Consider the following 21,013-nt stretch of genomic DNA (forward strand, 5'->3'; position numbering starts at 1 on the left):
AGAGATGTTTAAATTGCTTTAAGTCCTTTAAATAATTGATAAAAAAAGACCTCATTCTATTTTTATTTGTGTTAAGCTAATTTAGAAAGATATTTCAGTTGGCACAGGCGCTATTTTATTTTATAATGGTGTGTCAGACTATTTAGTGGAGGGATCATCATGAAAAAAATTGGCTTTGATTCTCAGAAGTATATTGAAGAACAATCGAAGTATATCTTAGAAAGAGTAAACAACTACGATAAACTGTATCTAGAATTTGGTGGAAAGCTTATTGGAGATAAACATGCCAAACGTGTGTTACCAGGTTTTGATGAAGATTCTAAAATTAAAATATTACAAAAATTAAAAGATAAGGCAGAAGTTATTATTTGTGCCTTTGCTGGAGATATCGAGCGCAACAAGATCCGTGGGGATTATGGTATTACTTATGATATGGATATTTTGAAATCAATTGATGAGTTTACAGAGTATGGCTTAAAAGTGAACAGTGTTTTAATTACACGCTACAGTGGTCAACCTGCAACAAAAGTTTTCATCAATAAATTAGAAAAACGCAATATCAAAGTGTATACTCATGAAGCTATCGAAGGCTATCCGTATAACATTGATCAAATCGTGAGTGACGAAGGGTTTGGGAAAAATCCTTATATTCCAACAACAAAACCAATCGTTGTTGTGACAGCTCCTGGTGCTGGTAGTGGTAAATTAGCGACAAGTTTAAGCCAAATTTATCATGAAAGTAAATTAGGACGTGTGGCAGGTTATTCTAAATTCGAAACATTCCCAGTTTGGAATGTGCCGTTAAAACATCCATTAAACATTGCTTATGAAGCGGCAACCGTTGATTTAAAAGACGTGAACATGATTGATTCATATCATTATGAGGCTTACGGGGAAGTAGCAGTGAATTACAACCGTGACATTGAAACATTCCCAGTGATTAAACGTATTATTGAGCGAATTACTAATCAGGAATCAGTTTTTAAATCACCAACAGATATGGGAGTTAACCGTGTCGGCTTTGGAATTATCGATGATGAAGTTGTAAAAGAAGCTTCAAAAGAAGAAGTGATTCGTCGTTGTTTCGATACTGAATGTTTCTACAAACGCGGTATGGCAGATGATGACGCAGTGAGCCGTATTCAAATGATTATGGAAGAGATGGAACTTAAGAAAGAAGACCGTCGTCCAGTAATTCCAGCCAGAGAATATGCAGCCTTACTTAAAAAGAAAGATACAACGGAAGAAATGACGATTGCACCTGTTTCAGTGATGGCTTTTGAGCTTCCAGATGGTAAAATCATCACAGGTCGTTCAACAGATTTAATGGATTCATCAGCGGCAGCTATTTTAAATTCAATCAAGTATTTAGCGAATATTTCGGATGAAATTTTATTACTTTCACCAGTGATTTTAGAAACAATTCGCAAAATGAAAGATGTGGATTTACGTAGCAAAATGATTTCACTGAATGCAAATGAAGTGTTAATCGCTCTATCAATCAGTGCCGTAACTAATCCAACAGCACAAATTGCTTATGAAAAATTATCATGTTTAGAAGGCACTCAAGCTCACTCAACAGTGATGTTAAATAAGGATGATGAGCAAATATTGAAACGCTTGGGAATGGATATTACTAGTGATCCAATCTTCTCATCTGAGAATTTGTTTTATATTTAAATGAATTAAAGTCGTAGAAAAGTTAGAAGGCTGAATTTTTTATTCAGTCTTTTTTGATATGTTACGTAAAATATTACTTAAAATTATAAAAAACTGCTATAATAAATAAAAAGAGGTGATTTATCATGGAAAGAATAGTTCCTGTTTCAGATTTAAGATCTTATAACCAAACCTTATCTGATGTAAAACCAGGTAGTGAAGTGGTTTTAACAAAAAACGGACATGCTAAATATGTGGTGAGTGATTTTGATGAATATCAAAGAATGAAAGCAACTTTAAGTTTGTTTACTGAAATCCAAAAAGGGGTTCAATCTATTGAAAATGAACCCACATTAAGTCTTTCAGAATTAAGAAATCGTAAGAAGATTAAAAAATGAGATATCAAATTAAGGTTTCTCAACAATTTGTCCGAGATTTAGATGAAATTGAATTATATATGATTGGACTTGGAATGTATGAAAAGAATGTAGTAGCTTTTTTTGAAGATAGTTATGAAAAAATAGAAGAATTACAAGAATTTCCATATATTGGTAGGCCACTATCAGATAAAACAGAAATTCCTAATCAATTGAGATATCTTATTGCTGACGAATATTTGATTTTTTATGAAGTTATTAATGATATTATCAATGTCTATCGGATTATTTCTCAGCGAACGGATTATATTAGAATCTTAGGTTTGTAACTAGCGTGTTTAAGTAGAAAGGGATATTATAGTGGAAATCATTCAATTTGGTGGAACAAAAGAAGAGCAAACTGAACTAGCAGAATTAGTATTGAACAGTGAAAAAAAAGCAACCTCTTCCTTAAAAATTCTTCAAGACTTAGGATTAACTAAGGAAAGTAGAGTAGGGGATATGTGGTCCATTTGCGATGGTGAAGGAATTGAACTATGTCGAACTGTGGTCGAAAAAGTGGAAATTCGTTTGTTTGGTCAAGTTGATGAAGCTTTTGCCATTCTTGAAGGAGATGGTAGTTTTATTAACTGGTATGAGATTCATTTTAATTACTATAAAATGTTGTTAGAGAGACACGGTTTAGAGTTAACTAATGAAACAGAGTTAGAGTGTGTTTGTTTTAGGAGAATAAATTCAAAAAAATGAGAGTGTCAGCTACGTTTTGTAGAGACACTCTCATTTTTGGATGACAAGGTATTTCCTCCAGTTGCTTGGAGTTAGACGCCTTTTTCATCACGTTTATTGATAAATTGCCTTAATTGGGTCCATTTTAGCGGCGTTAATCGCTGGGATGACGCCGAAGATTAATCCGATCCCGGCTGAGATTCCGGCTGACATGAAGGCCATTTTTGGACTAACGATGGCTTCAATATCAGGAACCACACTAGAAATTAAATTCGCAATTCCTGCCCCAAGAAGAACGCCTAGAATACCACCAATTAGTGTGATAAAAGCTGCTTCAAGTAAGAACTGGATTAAGATATTAGAAGGTTTGGCACCAATCGCACGTCTAATTCCAATTTCACGTTTACGCTCAGAAACAGAAACGTACATGATATTCATTACCCCAATACCACCAACAAGAAGAGAAATGGCAGTAATGAATAATAATCCCATAACCACGCCTTGCAACACTTGTTCCATCTCTTGTCTAAATTTCTCATTACTACGATCTTCTTCAAAGTTACCAACTAATTCTGGATGATAATCTTTTAAAAGTTTGTTGGCTTCTTCAACGACCGCCATGCGATCAGCATCTGCTTTGACTTTTAATTTAATCGCGTTGATCGGTTTTGTTCTAGCAATTTCATTGTAAGCTTTTTTAGGTACTGTGTTTGAAAAGATTGATGAATCGGTAATCATTTCGCCTTCTTCAATTTTTTTCTTCACACCAATAACTTGGAATTTTTGACCTTCCACATCAACAGCTTTACCAATGATATCTTTTGGTTTCTTGATATTTAATTGTCCTTGCATTGTATCGTAAGCAAGGATAATTTTATTTTTATCTAAATCGCTTTTAGTAAAATCAGAACCAAATGCAACACTTGGATCAGGTTTTGAATAAGATTGGATATAACCGCCGCTTTGAGTTTCAAAGTAACCGATAGAAGCATTAATTCCCTCTGGTCCAAATCCCATGCTGTAATCAGCGCTAATATTATCGACACCGTCTAATTTTCTAAGCATTTTCAAATCAGACATGTTAAATGCAAATTCATCATAGGCTTGACCGGCTGCAGCTGAATCATCTTCTTGATCCACTTTGTAAACCAAACGAACACTGTTAGCATCAGCTGATTCCATCATTTTCATACTTTTTTGTTTCATGCCTTCACCAATAGCAGAAACGGTCACAACAGCTGTAATCCCGATAATAATTCCTACCATGGTTAAGAAAACACGTAATTTATGGGCTTTTAGGCTGAGGAAGGTACTTAATAATAAATTTTTAAGCATTGGTAAATTCCTCCTCATCTAAGAAAATTCCATCTTTCATGTAAACAACACGTGACGCATATTTTTTCATGTCATTATCATGGGTAACCATTACGATGGTTTTACCTTCTTTATTGAGTTCGGTTAGAATATTCATGATATCTTTACTCGTTTCACTATCAAGGGCACCGGTAGGCTCATCTGCCATAATAAGCAAAGGTTCATTTACTAAGGCACGAGCAATCGCCACACGTTGTTGTTGCCCACCAGATAGTTCAGTGGTTTTAGAATTCTCTTTGCCTTCAAGACCTACTAAATGAAGGTAGTGATCTGCAATTTTTTTTCTTTCAGCTTCTTTTTTCTTACCCTCATAGACCATTGGTAGTTGGACATTTTGAGAAACATTTAAAGATTGAATCAAGAAAAATTGTTGGAAAATAAAGCCAATATATTTGTTTCGTAAATCTGATTTTTGATTTTCAGTTAGTTTCGATACGTCTTGCTCATCAAAGATATAACTACCATCTGATGACTGATCTAAAAACCCGATAATATTCATTAAAGTCGTTTTTCCACTACCAGATTTTCCCATGATCATCAAGAACTCACCACGTTCAATGGTTAAATTTAATTCTTTTAACACGTGAAGTTGTTCTTTCCCAACAGGATAGTATTTATTAAGTTCAGTCATTTCAATGAGAGAAGAAGAAGAAACAGCCTGTTCACTGTTTAATTGTTCAGTCATTTATTTCATCTCCCCTGAGTTTTCCATGCCTGGTTCTCCGATTAATTCACCGCTTTTAAGTTCTTTTTCAGATTTAACAATCACTTTGTCTAATCCTTCTAAACCACTATTTACAATGACTTTGCCTTTGTCAGCGCCTTTATCAGCTACTTCGATATCTTTTCTTAAAACAGTCCCAAAGTCATCAACAAAAACATATTTTTTCTTGTCTTTTTCATCTGTATGAATAGCTTCTTCAGGAATTTGGATTTTCTTGTCATCTAATTTAATCGAAGCTTGCACGTGGAATCCTTTACGTACTTTTTTAGCATCTTTTAATGAAAGTTTAACTGTGTAAGTTGATAAAGCACCACTTCCGCCTGAATTACCACCCATGCCACCAGTCGCGCCAGCTTGTGCTTGGGCAGTTGTTGGTGAATTTGAAATATGGATAATTTCGCCTTTATAAACATTGTTGTCAGCAATCGTCCTAACTTCTGCTGGTTGTTTTTCTTTGATTTTCTCTAAATCACGCTCGTTAACTTCACCTTCAACATAAAAATCATTAGAAGTTAAAGTCATAATCGCACTGTCACGATTTTGATCTTGCGGAATCGTAATTTGCCCATTAAATGGTGCTGTTACTTGATTCACTTGTTTCGCATTTAATGTATCAAGTTGACTTTGTTGTTGATTCATTTTGATATCAAAACTATTTAGGTCAAATTCTAAACGAATACTCTCTTCAGAGGTAGTAGGAGCGCCGGCTTCTTTTGCAGCTTTGTTCGCATTAGCTAATTCATTGATTTTAAGTTGCATTTGTCTAGCAGCTTTATCTTTTTCAGCTTGTGTTGATTCCATTTGATATTTCAATTCAGTGATTTGGTTGTCAGTTGTTTCATCCACATATTGGTATAAAACAGTTCCTTTTTCTACCATATCACCATTTTTTACGTTTAAATCACCTAATTTTCCAAGAGTAGCATCTTTTGTAAATTCTTTTGATTCTGTAGGAGTCACAACGCCATTAATGAAAACTTGAGGGACATCCTCTACAGTAAAATAATCAATTTTAGGTGCATCAGTAGCTACCTCTTTTTGAGAGCCTCCAAGTAAGAATTTTGCTCCAATTAAAACGATAATAATGCCAACCGTAACACCGATAATAATCTTTTTCTTTTTCGACATTTCTAAAATCTCCTTTATTATTTTATATGCTAATTATTTTACAGGAGTAAAGTCTTAATTTATATAGGACGTAAGACCGATAAAAAAACAACTAATCGCTATTAATCGATTAGTTGTTTAATAAAGTGTGCTATTTTCTAATTTTCTCCAATAATTCTTTTGCAACAATAGAGTTCATCTTAGCTTCTTTTCTAAGTAATGCTGTTAAGGCTTCAATTTCCTCACCTTTAGCACCGACTTGAATCGCTAGGGAAGAGGCGTGTAAATTCATGTGTCCTTTTTGGATTCCCACTGTAACCAACGCTTTAAGAGCCGCAAAGTTTTGAGCTAACCCAACACACATCACAATCCGAGCTAAGTCTTCTGAAGTTGAAACATTCAACATGCCTAAACTTGCTTTAGCCATGGGTAAGACAGAGATAGCACCACCGACAGAACCAACAGCCATTGGTAGAGTTAATTCACCAATTAAAGAATTCTCATCCATTGTCCAGTTCGTCATGGCTTCATATTGACCGTGACGACTAGCATAGGCATGAGCCCCAGCTTCAACCGCGCGAGGATCGTTGCCTGTTGCAATAACCACTGAATCAATCCCGTTCATAATGCCTTTATTATGTGTAGCTGCACGGTACGGGTCAAGTTTGGCGTAAGTGTTGGCTTCAACAATTTTTTGAGCAATTTCTTTTCCCTTAAAGTTAGGTGTGGTTAATTCATCAAATGACACGCTACAAGTCGCTGTGACTAGGCACTCTGTGTTGTAGTTACTTAAAATGGACATTAGAGAAGCGCTTTTTGTTAATTCCAGAATAAAAGGTGTGACACCTTCTAAAATAGTATTAATAATGTTCGCTCCCATGGCGTCTTTAACATCAACCATTAAATGAAGGGTTAAGAATGATAGAGATGCTTCCGGTTGTTCAATTAAGCGAACAGCGATATCTTTTAAGCCACCACCACGAGCAACGATTGAGGGATGACTTTCCTGGGCTAATTTAAAAATTGTGTCACGTTCATTTAAAATCGCTTCTTTAGCTAATTCTAAATCAGCAACATTTTTTAAAATAATTTGACCAATCATCGCGCGACTTTCAATATGAGTGCTAAAACCTTTTGTGCTCATGATTTTAGCAGCGTTACTACAAGCAGCAATCACAGAAGGCTCTTCAACCACCATTGGAATTGTCATTTCTTGTCCGTCTATTATAAAATTACGAGCCACACCAAGAGGTAATGGGAATTGAGCGATTTGATTTTCAATCAATGAATTAGCCACAGAATCATCTAATAAAGGACTATCTAAAAATAATTGTGCTTGTTCATCATTTAAATAACCTTCTTGAGTTAAGGTTTGAATACGCTCAAGTCGAGTTTGTTTGTAAAATTTAGGTTTCAAAGTAACGACTCCTTATTGACGTTTTGAATACTGTCTTTTGTGATCAGTAATACTTGATAAATAGAAGAGACTGTTATCAAATTTGGCTTCACTTAGTGGGTGAGTGCCGTCTTCTTTCGGTAAAACTTTGTTGAAAATGGCTTCGTATTCGTCCATTGATAAATCGTAACGATTGTTAAGAAGAGTTTCGTGTTCCTCTTTTAATAAATGATTTTCAAAGCCTTCAACTAAACGACCATAGAAGAACTCACCAACAGCACCGGAACCGTAACTAAATAGTCCGATTAAATCACCTGATTGTAATGAATGAGCATCACTATCAAGAAGTGACATTAAACTAAGGTATAAAGAACCAGTATAAATATTACCAATATCTCTGGTATAAGTTGTTGATAAATTATAATGGTGCATGATTAATTCTTGGATTTCTTCTGATTCATTTTCAAGAAGAGGGAGTAAGGCTTTTTTACCCATTTTCGTATAAGGTAAATGGAAACAAATCGCTTTAAAATCTTCAAAAGTTAGGTTAGTTCTTTTTGAGAATTCTTCCCAAATTGTTTTAAAGAAATTAATATAAGCTTCATTTGAGAATTTACCATCAACAATCGCTGTATCTGAATAATTGGGACGCCAGAAATCAAAAATACTTTCGGTCATCGCCACACTTGTGTCTTCAAGAGCTAAAATACGTGGATTTTCTGAGACTAACATAGCAATTGCCCCAGCACCTTGTGTGACCTCACCAGATGTATTCAAACCGTATCTTGAGATATCTGAACCAATGACTAACGCCTTTCTTCCAGGGTGTGCTTTAATGAAGTCTTGCGCCATCATTAAACCAGCTGTCGCTCCGTAACAGGCTTGTTTGATTTCTACAGCTTTGGCGAATGGATGAATATTGAGTAGTTGGTGAATAAAACTTGCGGCTGATTTTGATTCATCAATGCCAGTTTCAGTTCCTACAACGATTAAATCGATTGTGGTTAAATCTTCTTTATCTAAAATAGGGAAGGCAGCATTTGCTCCCATTGAGACAGTGTCTTGTGTAATGGTTGGTACAGCCATTTTTGTTTGACCAATTCCAATCGTAAATTTATCGGGATCAATACCACGATGTTTAGCTAAAGTCACCAAATCAATGTATGTACTTGGTGTAAAGAAATTTATTTTATCTATTCCGATCAAATTTGAACACTCCTAATTGTCATAATTAAAACCTCCATCATTTTATCACAAATTAAGAAAAGACTATAGTAGGTAAAATAACTTTAAAGTTTGCTTAAGTAATTTTCAGAAAAAATCATGTTTATTCTTTTAGATAGAGGTGAGAAGTATTTTGATTTGAGAGTATTTAAGGAAATAAAAACAGGACAACACTAAGGTCATCCTGTTTAGTCTGGGTTCAAATAGCAGTTGCTTGGAGCTAAATGCTATTTGAACCACCCTATTTTAAAATAATTATCTTATTCTGCTGATTTGTCGTTAATAACTTCTGGTTCACTAGCCACACCAGCAACTTCTTCTTCTGTTTGAACAGTTACCTCAGTCACAGCACAAACTTGCTCTTCAGCATCTGTCACAATCGTGAAGTCTGCTTGTTTTGGAATGTCACCAATTACAAGTGCGTCACCAATTGCCATATTAGTAATGTCAACTTCCACACGTTCTGGTAATTTATCAGGTGTTGCTGATACCATCACAGTGTAAAGGTTTTGCTCTAAGGCACCACCAGCTTTAACTCCAACTGGTGTTCCAACTAAAACTACCTCAGCTTCAACTTCAGTTTCTTCGTTCATATCAACTGCTAAAAATGCTGCGTGAATCCATTCTTTAGTGAATGTATCCAATTGATAATCTTGAAGTAAGGTACTGATTTTTTTTCCGTTTAGATCAAGAGTATAAACAGCGTTCAAGCCGTTTTCACGAATTGCTTTGTCTAATACTTTGGCATCTACTGAAAATGAGATGTTGTCAATTTTGTGACCATGCACAGCACTTGGAACTCTACCTTCTTCTCTTAACTTTCTACGGATAGAACGAGGTCTAACCGCTCTTGCTTCTGCTTTTAATACTACTGACATAAATAATCTTCCTCCTTTAGAATAAAATCTTCATTCGGTTCGTTATTTAGTTCTGCAGTTTTAATCGAGAATTGAGCACATCGATTAGCTTGCACTTAAAAAATGAATGTCAGCACTTTTTAAGGACGAACCATAAACTTAACAAAATAGTGATTTAGGCGATTTTAATCGAATAGAAAGAAGCTACTCAAAATTAAAGTGACGAAATAAAGACTTAAGCCTTCCGCCAATTGCCTGCTCATCGTGGTTCAAAAAACCACACTATAATATAAGCTTATGTCTTAACCATACGTCTTATTGCATAAAAGGTCAAGGAAAATGATTATTTATATTTTTATGTGTCTATTTTTATTTTATGATAATTCACTAAATAAATATTTTGAAACAAGTTGTTCAGTAGCGTCAATGGAATCTTGATGAGTGCGCTCAAAGGCATGACTGGCTTCGATTCCAGCGCCGACTAAACCGTGTTTTACATCTGCACCAGCGCGCATTGCAGCAGAGGCATCACTACCATAAAATGGATAAATATCTAATTTATAAGCAATTTTATTTGTTTCGCAAAGATGAACAAAATGATTTCTTAAGCCTAAATGATAAGGACCGCTAGCATCTTTCACACAAATAGAAACAGTGTACTCATCCGTTTGTTGGTCATCTCCCATAGCGCCCATATCAACAGCTAGGTATTCCACGACTTTTTCATCAATATTAGAATTTCCACCGTAACCAATTTCTTCATTATTAGAAAAGAAGAAGTGGGTTGTGTAAGGTAGCGATTCATTATTTTTCTTAAGATCAATTAAAAAGTTAATCAAAATAGCGGCACTTACTTTATCATCTAAATGACGAGACTTAATAAAACCACTAGGTGTGATTTCAGTACGAGGATCAAAACTAATGAAATCGCCGACTTGAATGCCTAATTTTTTAGTATCTTCTTCTGAGAAAGTTTTTTCGTCAATACGGACTTCCATGTTGTCTTGATTTCTTTCAGCAGAACCAGCATCTTTATAAACGTGGACACTGGTTTGATGCATTAAAATTGTTCCAGTGTAATCTTTACCTGATTGCGTATGAATCGTACAATATTCACCTTCAATGGAGTTATATTTGAAACCGCCAATTAAATCTAGTTTCAAACGTCCGTCAGGTTTGATACCGCGAACCATAGCGCCTAATGTATCAATATGTGCCGTAATAAAGCGGTGATTCTCATCGTCTTTACCAGGAACAGTCACGATTAAACTACCTTTGCGGTTAATAATACCTTGAAATCCGTGTTTTTGTAATTCTTGATCAAGGAAATGAATAATCTTTGTTGTATCCCCAGTTGGTGAGGGGATATTTGTTAGTGTTTGAACCAATTCAATTGTAGATTGTGTCATAAAATAACCTTCTTTCTTTTATTTGTTTCTATATGATTAGAGTAATCCAAACGGGTGTGGGACGCAAGAGAAAAAACATCTTTACCAAAGTTCCTCTAGGTACTAGTAGAGAGGGGAATTTTAGTAGAGATGTTTTTGTTTTACGCTCTGATATTTTCTGTGTTATCTTCCTTTTGATCCAGTCCAATACTAAATTTTAAAAGTAGGGGAGAGATTAAGGTAGTGATAATGATAGAAGCAATTACTGCTGTAAAGAATTCACTGGAAATGTAGCCAGCTTCTTGTCCGATTTTAGCAACAATTAAAGCCATCTCACCTCGAGAAACCATACCAGAACCAACGACTAGAGCCACGTTTCGGTTAATTTTCATTAATCGTGAAGCAAAATAACCACCAGCAAGTTTTGTGATAACTGCGGCAACTGATAAGAGTAAAATTAAACCAAATTGAGAGAAGAGTGCTTCAATACTGATCCCCAGTCCAATAGAAACAAAAAATACTGGAATGAAAAGACTGTTTCCAATGGTATCTACATCTTTTTCAATCTCGTGAGCTGATTCATGACTAGACAACATCATCCCGATAAAGAAGGCACCGATAATATCACTTAAGCCCATTTCTTCAGCAAAAATGGTGAAGGTAAAACAAAGAACAAGTGCCATAGCCGTTTTTGCTTTAACCGCAATTAATTTTGAAGATAAACGCATGGCTGGTGTGATTAAGTATTTAGCAACAAGGTACATCATACCGAAGAATAGTAATTTTTGCCCAATTAAATCCCATGCCATCGGAACAGTAAATCCTGTGCTAGCGTCAAAAGTAATGGCAGCTGTAAATATACTAATCAGTAAAACAACGAGAGTGTCATCTAAAATGGCGGCACCTAATGTAATGGAGCCTGCTTCATTGTCCATGTAATTGTATTCTTTTAATACTTGAACGGTAATGCTGAGTGAGGTGGCACTGAAGATAATGCCTAGAAAGAATGATTCTGTGGTTCCCATCCCGATAAGTTGTCCGAGAAGAGAGATGAAGATAAAGGGAACAAAAACACCGAACAAAGCAACGGTAATCGCTGGCTTTAGGTATTTCTTTAAAAGACTAAGATCGCTTTCCAGTCCAACGAGAAACATGAGAAGAATAATCCCAATTTCTGAAAACATAGCAATTCCGTCTGTTTCTGCGACCAAATTAAGAATTGCTGGACCGAGTAAAAGTCCCAATAGTAATTCGCCAAACACGACAGGTAAGTTGAACCTGTTACATAAGTGTCCTGCAATTTTTGTGCCTAATAAGATAAAAATGACCATTTTTAATAACTCTAAAGTCAAATGCATCCACTCCTTTTATAATTTATTTTTAGGTGCATATTTATACTAAATAATTTATAAAAAGGATGCAACTTATTTGTTCTTTTATTATTGATTAAATATCTATTTTAAACGTTTTTTTCATTTTAAATAACTATTAATAATATTATTTAATGATTTATAAATCAAAAAAGTGAATAATTATAACAAAAAAAGAATAAAAAAAACCGATAAATAATTATCGGCTGTTACGGTACATATATTGCTGTTTTTCTTCTGTGTAGCGTTTATATTGTTTTGTTTTATAGCTTTTTTCATCCCATAACATTAACCAAATCATAACTAGGGAGTCAAAACGACCAAGGCAGCCTGCCAACCTAATGTTCCTAACACGACACCTAATACTAAAACAATTAATAAAACTGCATACCTTCTGATTGCTTCCATTTTGATCACTCCTAAATGTATTTAGAACGTTTGTTCGTATTTTTATTATACAAACATTTGTTCGTTTTGTAAAGAAAAAAATAAAGCATTTAAGCTTTATTTTTTAAATATGATTTCTGTATAAGCCGACAACTTTTCCTAAGATAGAAACATTGTCTAAAATGATGGGTTCTAAAGTATCGTTTTCAGGTTGTAGACGGATGTAGTTAGTTTCTTTAAAGAATCGTTTACACGTTGCTTCGTTCTCGTCAGTCATAGCGATTACGACGTCACCGTTGCTAGCAGCTGCTTGTTTTCTAACGATGACATGATCACCGTCAAAAATCCCGGCATTAATCATACTTTCACCTCGAATGGTTAACATGAACAAACTGTTTTCTTCATATTTCAAATCAGGTGGTAATGGAAAGAAGTCAGAAGCATCTTCAACCGCTAAAATAGGTTCTCCTGCTGTAACTACTCCTAGCATTGGAATCGTTGTTGGCTTTACGCCGATTAAATCTAAGCCTTCCGAAGTAAGTTCGATTGCTCTAGGTTTAGTAGGATCTCGGTGAATAAGCCCTTTTTTCTCTAATCTGGATAAATGTCCGTGGACGGTAGAAGTAGAAGATAAATTAACCGCTTCTCCGATTTCTCTGACTGTTGGTGGATAGCCACGTGATTCAACTTGTTCGTATATATATCGTAAGACATCTACTTGTCTTGAAGACTGCTTTCTTGTCATAAGTCGGCCTCTTTTCTTTTTTTTTGAGTGTAACATATATTAGTAAGTAAATCAAACGGGTGTTCGCTTTTTTTTGTAGTTTAAATGATTGAATTTTTAATGAAATTAAGCTAAAATTATAGAAGTTTGTACGAGGAGGTTCACATATGTTATCAAAAGAAAAATTAGCACGAATTAATGAATTAGCAAAAAAAGCCAAAACAGAAACTGGTTTAACGGCTGCTGAAAAACAAGAACAAGCAGAATTAAGAGAAGAATACCTACACCGTTTTAGAGGTGGGATGCGTAATCATATCGAAGGCATGAAAGTTGTCGATACTGAGGGTAATGATGTAACACCTGATAAATTAAAAGACATTCAAAAAGATAAGGGATTACACGGCAGATAGTCGTCCCTTATCTTTTTTGCGCTTTCCTAATGTAAAGCCTTGCAAAATGTTGTAGAAAGCGTTAAAATGATACGTAGATAAAGGTAAAAAAAACCTAAATAGGAGGATGTATTATATGAAGTTCGATCAAATCGATCAATTAGGTGTCAATACAATTCGTACATTAAGTTTGGACATGATTCAAAAAGCTAACTCAGGTCACCCTGGTTTACCAATGGGGGCTGCACCAATGGCTTACACATTATGGACAAAACATTTAAAAGTTAACCCATCTACATCAAGAAATTGGGCAGATCGTGACCGTTTTATTTTATCAGCTGGTCATGGTTCAGCGATGTTATATAGCTTACTTCATTTATCTGGATACAACTTACCAATGTCAGAAATCAAAAATTTCCGCCAGTGGGATAGCTTAACACCAGGACATCCAGAAGTTCACCATACTGATGGTATCGAAGCAACAACAGGACCATTAGGACAAGGGATTGCGATGAGTGTTGGTTTTGCCATGGCAGAAGCTCACTTAGCAGGAACTTACAACAAAGAAAACTTCAATATTGTTGATCACTATACTTACGCATTATGTGGCGATGGCGACTTAATGGAAGGTGTTTCACAAGAAGCAATCAGTTTAGCTGGTCACTTAAAATTAGATAAATTAGTTGTTCTTTACGATTCAAACGATATTTCATTAGATGGTCCATTAGACAAATCATTTAGTGAAAGTGTTAAAGGACGTTTTGAAGCAACTGGTTGGCAACATATCTTAGTGAAAGATGGCAATGATTTAGAAGCTATTTCTAACGCTATTGAAGAAGCTAAGAAAGAAACAAGCAAACCAACGATTATCGAAGTGAAAACAATCATCGGTTTTGGTGCTGAATTACAAGGAACGAACAAAGTTCACGGTGCCCCATTAGGAGCTGACGGTATTGCATTAGCTAAGAAAAATTACGGATGGGACTACCCAGAATTTACTGTTCCTGAAGAAGTGACTGCTCGTTTTAAAGCAGACATGATTGAAAAAGGTCAAAAAGAAGAAGCTGCATGGAACGAATTATTCGCTTCATATAAAGCTGAATACCCAGAATTAGCGGCTCAATTTGAAGCAGCATTCAAAGGTGAAGTAACGGTTGATTTAGAAAAAGCTTTACCAGTTTACGAAGTAGGTGATTCATCTGCAAGTCGTATTACAAGTAAAGAAGCGATTCAAGAATTAGCGAAAGCAATGCCTGAATTATGGGGTGGATCTGCCGATCTTTCTTCATCAAACAACACAATGATCGCCGGCGAAAAAGATTTCGAACCAGGAACTTACGAAGGCCGTAACATTTGGTTTGGTGTCCGTGAATTCGGTATGGCAGCGGCAATGAATGGTATCGCATTACACGGTGGAACTCGCGTTTACGGCGCAACATTCTTCGTGTTTGTGGATTACTTACGTCCAGCCGTTAGATTATCAGCTATCCAAAAAGCGCCAGTGACTTATGTGTTAACACATGATTCAATCGCTGTTGGTGAAGATGGTCCAACTCATGAGCCAATCGAACAATTATCAAGCTTACGCAGCATTCCTAACGTTAACCTAATGCGTCCAGCTGACGGTAACGAAGTAGCTGCAGCATGGAAAGTAGCCGCAACATCAATGGAAACACCAACAGTTTTAGCTTTATCTCGTCAAAACTTACCAGTTCTTGAAGGAACAAAAGAAAAAGCTTATGAAGGTGTGGCTCGTGGTGGTTACGTATTATCAGCACAAGAAGGAACTACGCCAGAGGGAATCATCATGGCAACAGGTTCAGAAGTGAACTTAGCAATGGAAGCTCAAAAAGAATTACGTAAAGAAGGCGTTGATGTATCAGTTGTTTCTATGCCATCAACTAACCTATTTGACGCACAAGATGCTGAGTACAAAGAATCAGTTTTACCAAGTTCAGTTAGAAAACGCGTATCAATCGAAATGGGCGCAAGCTTAGGTTGGGAACGTTACGTAGGATTCGACGGTAAAGTAATGGGAATCGACCGCTTCGGCGCCAGTGCCCCAGGAAACACAGTCATCGAAAAATACGGCTTCACAGTAGAAAATGTTGTGAAAACATATAAGAGTTTGTAATATCAGAGTGGTGAAACAAGCGGTTAACTCCGAGCAACTGGAGGAACCAATAATTAATCCGTTCTTTTGGGATTAATTATTGGTTGTGAAATTGCCGTGGGGGCTGCCTTTAGAAACCAGACTAATCAGAGTGTATAAACATATGAAAAGAGTTGCCTTTATGGTAGCTCTTTTTTCTATTAAAATAACTTTTTGCTTGTTCTTAAAAACCAACTAATATGATACACTTTAATCAAGAAAACAAACTAAAGGAGAGTCTGATATGTACCATAAATGGATCAAGGAATATGGGAAAAGTGGCTTATTTTTAACTGCTTATAATGGTGTGACAGGAGTTCCTTTTAAAGAAATAGAAAGTGAAGATAAGTTATCACATGAAGATTATTTACAAATACTAGAAGAGTTTAGAAGGGTCATCTTAAATCAGATGGAGGTCGATATTGAGAAGTGGAACATGGGCGTGATGATGATTGGGATGACAGATCTAATTCCTAGGTACATAGAAATTGATAATGCAGTTATTTTAGAATTTCAAATTATTTTGAATAATTTTCTAGTGTTTCTACAGGATAAAGAATATTTGGAAAATATCTTTGATTTACAAAAAACAGTGTTTCAATTTATGCCTCTTTGTTTAAATAATAATTTAGATATAAACTATTGGTCTCAGATTAAACGAAAAAATATTGAAGCATATATGAAATATATGGATGAACAGATGGAAACAATCAACGATCTTTTAGATGATTTAGAAGGAAATATGATGAAGGAAGAATTTTTTCCGCCTGTTAAAAATCAAAAGCATTCAAATAATGTGATTCCTATGATTCCTAAAAATAAAATCCCGCTGAGAGTAAGCAATGAAGAATTTGATAATAAAATTTATCAACTAAGAATTGATATTGTGGGAGCTAAACCACCTATTTGGCGTCGTATTTTAGTACCAGCCAAAATGACGTTTGGAGATTTACATGAGATTATTCAAACAGCTTTTGATTGGGATACAGCACATCTGTATCAATTTAATGTAGATAATGTTGTTTTGAGTGATTTTGAAGCAGAGGATTTAATTGGAGATAAGCCTCATGTTTACTACACATCTCAAATAAAAAAAGATATGGCTAAAGTAAAACTGAATCAATTAGTTTCTGAAGGGGATAAATTTGAATATATCTATGATTTTGGTGATTCTTGGGAGCATAAAATTGTTGTGGAAGAAGTTTTAGAACATGACCCAGCGATTCCTTTTTATCCTTATTGTACGAAAGGAAAGAGAACAGCTCCTTTTGAAGATTTCGGAGGTATTGAAAGGTTTGATGATTTTGTAGCGGATTTCAAGAAAAATGCTAATCGCAAATCAGTTCAAGATGTTTTAGAATGGGCAATGGGTGTGGAAAGTGAAAGATTTTATCCTGATTATGTAGATATTGAGGAGATTAATGAACTTTTAGGATTGATGTGGTAGTGAAAATTTGATAGGAAAGAGACGATTATCTAGAAATGGATAGTCGTTTTTTCTTGTTAAAGTATACAACTAGAAAATAAATTTTTAACTGAATTATTGATTTTATTTTGTTACCGTGAAAAGATTGTTGATCTGATCATATTAAACAGCTGGATGTATATAGTTTTGCTATTCCAAAATGGCATATCAAAAAAATATAAAGTTTATCAATTTAATGAAATCGTTAACAAGTAATTGATGTTATGATAAACTAAATTATAAGTAAAATAACAAGGAGGAGACTATGTATAGTATTGGATTAGATATTGGAATAGCAAGTTGTGGTTGGAGTGTTATTAATGACAAAAATGGGCACATTGTAGATTTAGGAGTGTCTTTATTTAGTTCAAAGAATAGTGCAAATAATTTAGATCGTCGAACAAGCAGAGGATCAAGACGACTTTTGAGACGCCGTGTTACTCGTTTAAGTGATGCAAAAAAAATACTTGAGATAATTAGTTGTATTGAAGAGGATCAATTAAAAAATACTGATCCGTATCAATTGAGAGTAAAGGGTCTTACTGAACAGTTGACTAAAAGTGAAATTTACCGAGTGGTTATGCATATTGTTAAAAAAAGAGGAATTAGCTATTTAGATGAAGACAGTGAAGAAGGTGCTAAGGAAAGTCAAGATTATAAAAATCAAGTTTTACATAATAGTGACTTATTGAAAACGTTGACACCTGGACAAATTCAATTACAGAGATTAAACGAAATGGGACGTGTTAAAACAGGAATTAATCAGTCTGGAAACTACCAATTGAATGTTTTTACTGTGTCATCTTATGCGAATGAATTAGAGCGAATTTTAGAATGTCAGCAAAAATTTTATCCAGAAATTACATCAGACTTTATAGATAAATTTATTAATAAAGAAACTGGAGAGTCAGCAGGATTAGTCTATCGGAAACGTCCTTATTACCATGGACCGGGAAATATGGCAAATCATAGTCAGTATGGCCGTTGGATTGATTACAATAAGAACGGTCAACCAGCAGAAAATATTTTTGATAAATTGATAGGAACAGATATTCAAGGTGAGTTACGAGCAAGTGCGAGTAGTTTGTCCGCCCAAAAATTTAATCTTTTTAATGATTTAAACAATTTAAGATTACCTCGTGAAGAAGATCGAGTAACCGAAGATGAAAAGAGAAAGATTCTGTCTTATTTAATGGGAGAAGAAATAACCCGTTTTGGAGCAAATGATTTAGCTAAGCTGTTAGGTTATAAGAGTAATGAAATCAAAGGTTGGCGTGTGAATAAAAATGATAAACCAGAAATTCATAGTATGAAAGTTTATCGTGATTGGCGAGATATTTTTAGTAATTATGATGTGGAGTTAAATGAAATTCCTTGTGACACAATAGATGGTATCGCTAAAGTTATTACATTGAACACAGAGTTAGATGGTATTATTAATACGCTAGATATAGAACTACCTGAGCTAGATGGAAAAATAAAAAAAGTAATTTGTGATTCTTTTAAAGAATTAAGAAAAAAAACGAGTAGTAGTTCATGGCATAGTTTTTCACTAAAAACATTGTCTCAAATGATACCTTTTATGTTGGCTAATCCAATGGAACAAAATACAGTATTAGAAGAATTAAAACTAAAAACGGATTTGAGAAATACTTATGCTGACTATACTAAAATACCCATTAAAGAAATTACGAAAGATATCTACAATCCAACGGTCAATAAATCAGTTAGTCGTGCTTTCCATGTGATGAATGCTTTAGTAGAAAAATATGGAAAAGAACAGATAAGTTACGTCACGATTGAAATGCCTAGAGATAAGAATGAAGATGATCAGAAAAAAACAATAAAAAATATTCAAAAAACAAATGAAAATAGAAAGAAACAAAGTGAAAATTTTTTCTTAGAACAGTCGGGATGGAGTCAGAATAGATTTGAATCAGAAATGAGAAAAAGAGGATTTGCTGCTAAGTTAGGTTATTTTTTTGAACAAAATGGACGTTGTGCTTACTCAGGAGAATCGATCAAGGCAGAATCTTTAACATCAAATGCCACAGAGATTGATCATGTTATTCCTTTGTCAATCAGTTTGGACGATTCAATGAATAATAAAGTGTTGGTAAAAGCACAAGCTAACCAAGAAAAAGGTCAACGAACACCTTATCAAGCCTATCAAGATGGGGCGAAATTAGGGCAAACTTGGGATGAATATAAAACTTGGGTAATTAACACTTATAAAAAGAAACATAAAAGAAGGATTTTACTAGAAACACGAGATATTTTTGATCCAGAAGTACGAAATCAATTTATTGCTCGTAATTTGAATGATACGCGTTATGCGAGTCGTGTTGTTTTAAATTCGGTTCAGAGTTTCTTTAATAAAAGTGAAACGAAAGTTCAAGTAGTAACAGGTAATTTTACTCATACATTACGTAAAAAGTGGGGAGAGTCTTTAGAAAAAACAAGAGAAACACATCATCATCATGCGGTGGATGCTGCATTATGTGCTATTGTGCCATTTGTAAAAGTATCTCGCTTTGTTTACTACTATGATCCAGAAGGTAGTAAGTATATGGTTGATCAAGAGACTGGGGAAAAGATACCTTATCATGAGTATAAAAAAATGAAACCAGATGAAAGACGATCTTATGTTCCAAAATGGGATGATTTTATCGGTCAATTAGTACCAACATTGTTGTACCCTAAAATAAAATTTTCTCATCAAGTTGATTATAAATCTAATCGAAAAGTGAGTGACGCTACAATCTATTCAACTCGTCAAGTCGAGAAAATCTCAATAAAACGTGGGAAAGAAATTAAGACTGAGGAGACCTTTATATTAGATAAAATTAAAGATATTTATACTGTAGAAGGGTGGAAAGAATTTAAAAAATATCAGGATAAAATTTTAGCAAAGGAAAATGATCCTGAAACTTTTAAAATTTTATGTGAGATAGCGGAAGAATATCCAAAATCTGAGGAAATACAAGAACCTAATGGCAATGTAAAAGCAGTTGATCGTTCACCTTTTGAAAGATATTGTTCAGCCAATGATGTGCCTGGTATTCAAAAGTATTCCAAAAAAGGAAACGGCCCATATATTAAAAGTTTGAAGTACTACAATAAAAAAATAGGAAGTCATGTTAACATAACTAGAGATGAATTTGGTAATATGTGTGATGAAACTAAGAATGGAAAAAAGGTGGTTTTACTTTCGTTAAATCCTTGGCGAACAGATGTTTATTATAATAAAGAATTAGATCAATTTGAGTTATTAGGAATTAAATATAATCATTTAAAATTTGTAAATGGTGAATATGGAGTACCAATAGAGGTTTACGATGAATTAAAAGTGATTGAGAAAATTTCCCGAGACAGTGAGTTTTGTTTTAGCTTGTATCGAAAAAGTAGGGTTTTAATTGAGGAGGGCGAGGAACAGATTCAAGGATTGTTTAGTTCTAGAACTAAGAGTAATACAAATTATTTTGAATTGAAACCGATAGATAAGGACAGATGGGATAAAACTGAGGATGTGCCATTATTTGGTAAAGTTTCCAATGGTCAATTTATAAAAAGATTACGTTCAGATATGAAAATTACTAAAATAAACACAGATCATTTAGGAAAATGTTATTATGTAAAAAAAGAAACTCTCAAAAATATTATTAGTTAAATAAAACGTTTGCACATATAATTA

At 34.5% G+C, this 21,013-nt stretch carries 17 protein-coding genes; 8 read left to right on the forward strand and 9 right to left on the reverse strand.

From position 1 onward, the window contains the following. Positions 1 to 159: 159 nt before the first annotated feature. The 4 genes from G7082_RS10575 to G7082_RS10590 all read left to right on the forward strand — a co-directional run bounded on the left by G7082_RS10575 (position 160) and on the right by G7082_RS10590 (position 2,783). On the forward strand, positions 160 to 1,680 hold the full coding sequence (locus tag G7082_RS10575) for a DUF1846 domain-containing protein (protein ID WP_166035049.1): 1,521 nt from the start codon (positions 160 to 162) through the stop codon (positions 1,678 to 1,680). 125 nt (positions 1,681 to 1,805) lie between these two features. Then, a complete protein-coding gene (locus G7082_RS10580) occupies positions 1,806 to 2,057 on the forward strand; it encodes a prevent-host-death protein (RefSeq protein ID WP_166035050.1) in 252 nt (83 codons plus the stop codon). After that, on the forward strand, positions 2,054 to 2,365 hold the full coding sequence (locus G7082_RS10585) for a type II toxin-antitoxin system RelE/ParE family toxin (RefSeq protein WP_166035051.1): 312 nt from the start codon (positions 2,054 to 2,056) through the stop codon (positions 2,363 to 2,365). Before G7082_RS10580 ends, G7082_RS10585 begins: the two co-directional genes overlap by 4 nt. Before the next feature lie 31 nt (positions 2,366 to 2,396). Next, entirely contained in the window at positions 2,397 to 2,783 is a 387-nt protein-coding gene (locus tag G7082_RS10590) for an ASCH domain-containing protein (RefSeq protein ID WP_166035052.1), read from the forward strand. Between the two features lie 93 nt (positions 2,784 to 2,876). Here G7082_RS10590 and G7082_RS10595 read toward each other — a convergent pair whose 3' ends face one another. The 9 genes from G7082_RS10595 to lexA all read right to left on the reverse strand — a co-directional run bounded on the left by G7082_RS10595 (position 2,877) and on the right by lexA (position 13,334). Beyond that, entirely contained in the window at positions 2,877 to 4,097 is a 1,221-nt protein-coding gene (locus G7082_RS10595; RefSeq protein WP_166035053.1) for an ABC transporter permease, read from the reverse strand. Beyond that, positions 4,090 to 4,821 (reverse strand): ABC transporter ATP-binding protein, encoded by a 732-nt coding sequence (locus G7082_RS10600; protein ID WP_166035054.1) that lies wholly within the window; start codon positions 4,819 to 4,821, stop codon positions 4,090 to 4,092. The genes G7082_RS10595 and G7082_RS10600 overlap by 8 nt, the downstream gene beginning before the upstream one ends. After that, a complete protein-coding gene (locus G7082_RS10605; RefSeq protein ID WP_166035055.1) occupies positions 4,822 to 5,988 on the reverse strand; it encodes an efflux RND transporter periplasmic adaptor subunit in 1,167 nt (388 codons plus the stop codon). It lies immediately after the preceding gene. Positions 5,989 to 6,118: 130 nt separating this feature from the next. Then, on the reverse strand, positions 6,119 to 7,384 hold the full coding sequence (locus tag G7082_RS10610; protein WP_166035056.1) for a hydroxymethylglutaryl-CoA reductase, degradative: 1,266 nt from the start codon (positions 7,382 to 7,384) through the stop codon (positions 6,119 to 6,121). A gap of 12 nt (positions 7,385 to 7,396) precedes the next feature. After that, positions 7,397 to 8,569 carry a hydroxymethylglutaryl-CoA synthase gene (locus G7082_RS10615; protein WP_166035057.1) on the reverse strand — a complete coding sequence of 391 codons (1,173 nt, stop codon included), beginning with the start codon at positions 8,567 to 8,569 and terminating at the stop codon, positions 7,397 to 7,399. 278 nt (positions 8,570 to 8,847) lie between these two features. Further along, entirely contained in the window at positions 8,848 to 9,465 is a 618-nt protein-coding gene (locus G7082_RS10620) for a 50S ribosomal protein L25/general stress protein Ctc (protein WP_166035058.1), read from the reverse strand. Positions 9,466 to 9,818: 353 nt separating this feature from the next. Further along, positions 9,819 to 10,853 carry a M42 family metallopeptidase gene (locus G7082_RS10625; RefSeq protein ID WP_166035059.1) on the reverse strand — a complete coding sequence of 345 codons (1,035 nt, stop codon included), beginning with the start codon at positions 10,851 to 10,853 and terminating at the stop codon, positions 9,819 to 9,821. Between the two features lie 140 nt (positions 10,854 to 10,993). Beyond that, positions 10,994 to 12,184, reverse strand: coding sequence for a cation:proton antiporter (locus tag G7082_RS10630; protein WP_166035060.1), 1,191 nt, complete (start codon positions 12,182 to 12,184; stop codon positions 10,994 to 10,996). A gap of 529 nt (positions 12,185 to 12,713) precedes the next feature. Further along, positions 12,714 to 13,334 (reverse strand): transcriptional repressor LexA, encoded by a 621-nt coding sequence (gene lexA, locus G7082_RS10640; protein ID WP_166035061.1) that lies wholly within the window; start codon positions 13,332 to 13,334, stop codon positions 12,714 to 12,716. Between the two features lie 146 nt (positions 13,335 to 13,480). Here lexA and G7082_RS10645 point away from each other — a divergent pair, with 146 nt between their 5' ends. From G7082_RS10645 to cas9, 4 genes are all read left to right on the forward strand, one after another. Then, positions 13,481 to 13,723 carry a DUF896 family protein gene (locus G7082_RS10645; RefSeq protein ID WP_166035062.1) on the forward strand — a complete coding sequence of 81 codons (243 nt, stop codon included), beginning with the start codon at positions 13,481 to 13,483 and terminating at the stop codon, positions 13,721 to 13,723. 115 nt (positions 13,724 to 13,838) lie between these two features. Further along, a complete protein-coding gene (tkt, locus tag G7082_RS10650; protein ID WP_420825011.1) occupies positions 13,839 to 15,836 on the forward strand; it encodes a transketolase in 1,998 nt (665 codons plus the stop codon). Between the two features lie 262 nt (positions 15,837 to 16,098). After that, a complete protein-coding gene (locus G7082_RS10655) occupies positions 16,099 to 17,301 on the forward strand; it encodes a plasmid pRiA4b ORF-3 family protein (protein WP_166035064.1) in 1,203 nt (400 codons plus the stop codon). A gap of 283 nt (positions 17,302 to 17,584) precedes the next feature. Then, positions 17,585 to 20,989, forward strand: a complete 3,405-nt coding sequence (cas9, locus tag G7082_RS10660; RefSeq protein ID WP_166035065.1) for a type II CRISPR RNA-guided endonuclease Cas9 — start codon at positions 17,585 to 17,587, stop codon at positions 20,987 to 20,989. Positions 20,990 to 21,013 lie beyond the last annotated feature (24 nt).

Origin of the sequence: Vagococcus hydrophili, from assembly GCF_011304195.1 — a bacterium.
In the GTDB taxonomy this organism is placed as follows: Bacteria; Bacillota; Bacilli; order Lactobacillales; family Vagococcaceae; genus Vagococcus; species Vagococcus hydrophili.